Annotated in this window: 4 protein-coding genes; all 4 read left to right on the top strand. The window is 63.0% G+C overall.

Going from position 1 to position 4,011, the window contains the following annotated elements; all coding sequences use genetic code 11:
• The first annotated feature begins 52 nt into the window (after positions 1-52).
• The 4 genes from AB5164_RS07365 (at position 53) to AB5164_RS07350 (ending at position 3,959) form a co-directional block, all read left to right on the top strand.
• Positions 53-2,086, top strand: coding sequence for an ABC-F family ATP-binding cassette domain-containing protein (locus AB5164_RS07365; protein ID WP_368143021.1), 2,034 nt, complete (start codon positions 53-55; stop codon positions 2,084-2,086).
• On the top strand, positions 2,073-2,369 hold the full coding sequence (locus AB5164_RS07360; protein WP_055250169.1) for a hypothetical protein: 297 nt from the start codon (positions 2,073-2,075) through the stop codon (positions 2,367-2,369). The genes AB5164_RS07365 and AB5164_RS07360 overlap by 14 nt, the downstream gene beginning before the upstream one ends.
• A 9-nt stretch (positions 2,370-2,378) precedes the next feature.
• The gene (locus AB5164_RS07355) at positions 2,379-3,062 is read left to right on the top strand and encodes a site-2 protease family protein (protein ID WP_368143019.1); all 684 of its coding nucleotides are present in this window, start codon (positions 2,379-2,381) and stop codon (positions 3,060-3,062) included.
• 84 nt (positions 3,063-3,146) lie between these two features.
• Positions 3,147-3,959, top strand: coding sequence for a segregation and condensation protein A (locus AB5164_RS07350; RefSeq protein WP_152068179.1), 813 nt, complete (start codon positions 3,147-3,149; stop codon positions 3,957-3,959).
• Positions 3,960-4,011: the final 52 nt, after the last annotated feature.

Below are 4,011 nucleotides of genomic sequence, written 5' to 3'. Positions count from 1 at the left end.
ACGCAAGTTGGGGCCTTTTTTCATATAGGAACACAAGGTCAAAGGCGGCACCATGATCCTCCTGGTCGACAAGATCGAAAAAAGCTTCGGCGCGCGCGTCCTCTTTAGCGGCGCGTCCTTCCAGATCAACCCCGGCGAGCGCTTCGCGCTCGTGGGACCCAACGGCGCCGGCAAAACCACCATGCTCAAGATCATCATGGGCATCGACAGCCCCGACGCCGGCCAGGTCCAGTACGCCAAGGACTGCCAGGTGGGCTACCTAGAGCAGGAAACCAACCTGGAGCAAAAGGACACCACCATCCTTGCCGAGGTCATGGCCGCCGCCAAGGAAATCCGCCGTATGGGCGAGCGCGCCAACGAGCTGCAGGCCCAGATCACCGAACTCTCCGAGCAGGGCAAGGACGTCGACGCCCTCCTCAACGAGTACGGCCAGGTCCAGGACCGCTTTGAGCACCTGGGCGGCTACGAGCTCGAGAGCAACGCCCGCAAGATCCTGTCCGGCTTGGGCTTTAAGGTCACCGACTTTGAGCGCCCGTGCTCCGAGTTCTCGGGCGGCTGGCAGATGCGCATCGCGCTGGCCAAGCTCTTCCTGCGCCACCCCGACCTGCTGCTCCTGGACGAGCCCACCAACCACCTGGACCTCGAGAGCGTCCAGTGGCTGCGCGGCTTTATCGCCAACTACGACGGCGCCGTCCTCATCGTCAGCCACGACCGCGCTTTCATGGACGCCTGCGTCGACCACGTCGCCGCACTCGAAAACCGCCGCGTGACCACCTACACCGGCAACTACAGCAGCTACCTCAAGCAGCGCGAGGACAACCTGGAGCAGATGCGCGCCAAGCGCGCCGCCCAGGAGCGCGACATCGCCCACATGCAGGTCTTCGTCGACAAGTTCCGCTACAAGCCCACCAAGGCTGCCCAGGCCCAGGAGCGCATCCGCAAGATCGAGCAGATCAAAAAGGAGCTTGTCATCCTGCCCGAGGGCCACAAGCACATCGACTTTAAGTTCCCCGATCCGCCGCGCTCCGGCGACATGGTCGTAGGGCTCGAGGGTGTATCCAAGTCATACGGCGACAAGCACATCTACAGCGACATCGACCTCAAGCTCTACCGCGGTGAGCACGTGGCGCTCGTCGGCCCCAACGGCGCCGGCAAGTCCACCCTCATGAAGATCATCGCCGGCCTGGAGCCGCCCACTACCGGCACGCGCGACCTGGGGACCAACGTGGGTGTGGCCTACTATGCCCAGCACGCGCTCGAAGGCATGACCGAGTCCAATACCGTCCTGCAAGAGATCGACACCGTCACGCCCAAGTGGACCGTGCCGCAGCAGCGCAGCCTGCTGGGCGCCTTCCTATTTAGCGACAACGACGCAATCGAAAAGCAGGTCCGCGTCCTCTCCGGAGGCGAAAAAGCGCGTCTGGCCCTGGCAAAGATGCTCGTGGCCCCCGAGGCGCTCCTGTGCCTGGACGAGCCAACCAACCACCTGGACATCGACTCGGTGGACATGCTCGAGAACGCCCTGCAAAACTTCCCCGGCACCATCGTGCTGATCAGCCACGACGAGCACCTGGTACGCGCTGTGGCCAACCGCATCATTGACATCCGCGATGGCAAGGTCACGGTCTACGACGGCGACTACGACTACTACCTCTACAAGCGCGAGGACCTCGCAGCCCGCGCCGCCGCCGAGGCGGCAGGGGAGAGCGCACCGGCCACGGCCAAGTCCGCTAAGGTCACCGCGGCCCAGCCCGATGCGCCCGCCGCCGCCTCCAAGCCGGCCGAGGGCAAAAAGACCAAGGAGCAAAAGCGCGCCGAGGCCCAGGCCCGCGCCGCGCTCAACAAAAAGCTCAAGGGCGTGCGCAACCAGCTCAAGAAGATCGAAGCGGAGCTCGACAAAAAGCGCTCCCGCTATGACGAGCTTATGGAATTGATGGCAAGCGAAGAGCTTTATGCCGATCAGGATAAGTTCAATGCCGCGCTGGGGGAATATAACGGCCTTAAGCAAGAGCTGCCCAAGCTCGAGGACGAATGGCTCGAGCTTTCCACCCAGATCGAAGAGGAGACCGCGCGTGAACTCTCGTAAAGCCACTGCCGTGGCGATGAGCATCATCGCCATCGCCTGTCGCATCTGCGGCATCTTTATGAGCGCGATGACTGTGCTGCTGTGCTTTAGTGGCCTCACCGCCAAGCTGCAGATTGTCGGCTTTGTCGTCGAGCTTTCTCGCGCGCTGCCGAGCGCCATCGCCGGCTACGGCGTCATCACTTCTCCCTTTGGCGGCGTGTTCCGCCTGGATTACGCCATCGTGGCCGTGATTCTATTTGTGGCCGATTACCTGCTCACACGCGCCTCGCGCCGCGTCCGCTAGGGGATCGTTATGTCCAGCAGCTACTTCATGAACCTGCTCGCCAGCGCGGTCGCCGTCATCCTGGGCATCGTGATCCATGAGAGCGCGCACGCCGCCGCGGCCTGGGCACTCGGCGATAAGACGGCCCGTTCGCGCGGACGCGTCTCGCTCAACCCGCTCAACCATATCGACCCGTTTGGCACCATCCTCCTGCCGCTGCTGATGCTCGCCGCCGGAGGCCCGGTGTTCGCCTTCGCCAAGCCCGTTCCCGTCTACCTCAACAACCTCAAGCACCCCAAGCGCGACGAGGTCCTGGTGAGCGTAGCCGGCCCCGCATCGAACATCGCACTCGCGTGTCTTGCTGCCGCCCTCATGCGCCTGACCTATGGCAACCTCTACACCAGCATGTCATTTGCCCTGGCGTCGCAAATTATGAACTTCGGCGCCACGTTTATCGTGGTTAACCTGTCGCTCGCGTTCTTTAACCTCATCCCGATCCCACCGCTCGACGGCTCGTCGATCATCGTGCCCTTCCTCAAGGGCAAGGCGCTCGCCAACTACTACCGCCTGCAGCAATACGCTATGCCCATCCTCATCCTGGTTTTGTATCTGCTGCCCATGTGGACCGGCATCGACGTGATCGGCCGCTATTTCGACGTTACCGTGTATCCGCTTGCTGAGCAGCTGCTCAACTTCGCAATCGCCGGCATCTAAGGTAAACTTACAGGTCGACCGTGCAAAACGGTCGCAACATGCACCCAAACCGCGCCGCGAAGGCGCCGTCAAAGGAGGTCGAAGATGTCGTATCGCGTGTCGACGCAGGTCTACAGCGGACCGTTCGACCTGCTGCTGCAGCTGGTAACCCGCCAAAAAGTAGATATCGGCGCCATCTCCATCAGCGAGGTGGCCGAGCAGTACCTTGCCGAGGCCGAACGCATCGAGGCGCTGGACCTGGACGTGGCGAGCGACTTTTTGCTGGTCGCGGCAACCCTTTTGGACATCAAGGCCGCCTCTCTGGTGCCGCAGGAGGCCCCGCGCAAAGTCGATGACGACGATGACGAGTTCGACGAAGACCTCGAGGAGCTCAGCACGCTTGACGGCGACGCCCTGCGCGAGGTCCTGATCCAGCGCCTGATTGCCTACAAGCAGTTTAAAGGCGCGGCTGCGGCCCTCGGTGCGCGCATGCAGGCCGAAAGCCGCATGCATCCGCGCGTGGCCGGCCCCGACCCCGAGTTCCTAGGCCTTATGCCCGACTACCTTGCCGGCATCACGCTGCGCGGTCTCGCCGTCATTTGCGCCGACCTCGACGGCAAGCGACAGACCTTCTTGCTGGAGGCCGAGCATGTGGCGCCGCATCGCGTGCCGCTCGACCTGACCGTGGCCTCAGTCGACCGCTTTACCATGGCGCACCAAACCTGCACCTTCCGCGAGCTACTGGACGGCGATGCCACCACCGAGCAGCTCGTCGTCACCTTCCTAGCTATGCTTGAGCTCGCCAAGCGCGGCTCGCTCACCCTGAGCCAGGACGAGATCTTTGGAACCATCCGCATCAACCGCGTCGAGGGCGCCGAGGCCTATGTGCCCGGCGAGGGCCCCGAGCTCACCGAATAGGAGCCGCAACCATGTCAACCCTTTCCACGCTGGAGGCAAACAGCCTCAAAGG

The sequence above is a fragment of the Collinsella aerofaciens genome (assembly GCF_040915425.1).
GTDB classification, from domain to species: Bacteria; Actinomycetota; Coriobacteriia; order Coriobacteriales; family Coriobacteriaceae; genus Collinsella; species Collinsella aerofaciens_BW.
Note: the sequence above shows the minus strand (reverse complement) of the source record. Positions and strands in the feature narration are given on the sequence as shown.

Excerpts from the sequence above, each read along its gene's own strand:
- AB5164_RS07365 (WP_368143021.1), top strand. The coding sequence starts at position 53 with ATGATCCTCCTGGTCGACAAGATCGAAAAAAGCTTCGGCGCGCGCGTC.
- AB5164_RS07355 (WP_368143019.1), top strand. The coding sequence starts at position 2,379 with ATGTCCAGCAGCTACTTCATGAACCTGCTCGCCAGCGCGGTCGCCGTC.
- AB5164_RS07350 (WP_152068179.1), top strand. The coding sequence starts at position 3,147 with ATGTCGTATCGCGTGTCGACGCAGGTCTACAGCGGACCGTTCGACCTG.